The organism is Nocardioides taihuensis (assembly GCF_042657275.1).
Lineage (GTDB): Bacteria > Actinomycetota > Actinomycetes > Propionibacteriales > Nocardioidaceae > Nocardioides > Nocardioides taihuensis.
This window is the reverse complement of the sequence record NZ_JBHSKD010000034.1, coordinates 1-991: the sequence shown is the minus strand read 5'-3', so window position 1 is coordinate 991 and position 991 is coordinate 1. Positions and strand designations below refer to the sequence as shown.

The following is a 991-nucleotide window of genomic DNA, read 5'->3' as shown; positions in this document are numbered from 1 at the left end:
CCGCGGTGGTGATTGTAGTGATGCAGCCAGGTCGGGTAGGCCGCTGCGCGGTCGGCCTCTGAGAGGTAGGTGTGGGCGTAGGCCCATTCCTCGAGCAGGGTCCGGTTGAACCGTTCGACCTTGCCGTTGGTCTGGGGTCGGTACGGGCGGGTGCGGCGGTGCTTGACCCGTCGACCGAGGGTCTTGGCCCACAGTCGTGATCGGTAGCAGGAGCCGTTGTCGGTGAGCACGGCCTTGACGGTGATGCCGTGGGCGGCGAAGAACGCTCGTGCCCGCTTCCAGAACGCGCAGGCGGTCTCCTTGCGCTCATCGGCGAGGATCTCGGAGTAGGCCAGCCGGGAGTGGTCGTCCACGGCGTGGTGCAGGTAGGCGTAGCCACGCGAGGGTGCTGCGCCGGCGCGGGCCGCTCGGTCCCTGGCCGCGCCTGCTCGCCTGTCTTGGGGCGAGCCGATCCCGAACATGCGCCAGCCGCCGCCGTCAGGGATCCGGCCGAGCTTCTTGATGTCGACATGGACCAGGTCGCCGGGGGCGGCGTGCTCGTAGCGGTTCTTCTCGCGTGAGGAGGTCTTGATCCGGGTGCCGGTGGCCGGGTCGGTCCACTTCAGCCGCGGGCAGCCGTAGCGGACCAGCACCTGGTGGACGGTGGAGGGGTTCAGGCCCAGGTGGTAGGCGATCCTGGCCGGGCCCCAGCGCCGGGTCACCCGCAGCTTCACGATCCGCCGCTCGGTGCGCTGGAGCAGCTGGTTCGGGCTCCGGTGCGGGCGGGAGGACCGGTCGACCATCCCGGCCCGGCCGAGCTCGTGGTAGCGGAGGGCCCAGCGGCGTGCCGTGGTGATGCTGACCGAGAACCGCTCGGCCGCCCGGACATAGGTCCAGCCCTGGTCGACGACGAGCTGGGCCAGCCGCAGCCGCCCGGCAGGAGTCAGGGTCGCGTTAGCGTGGGACACGAAGACCTCCGTGGTGAGAGTGGTTGCTGTGGTAGCTCCACACC

Annotated in this window: 1 protein-coding gene; it reads right to left on the bottom strand. The window is 70.3% G+C overall.

Annotation, left to right across the window (positions count from 1 at the left end):
• On the bottom strand, nucleotides 1-947 hold a 947-nt coding region (locus tag ACFPGP_RS23830; RefSeq protein ID WP_378594058.1), incomplete at its 3' end, for an IS481 family transposase.
• Between the last annotated feature and the right edge of the window lie 44 nt (nucleotides 948-991).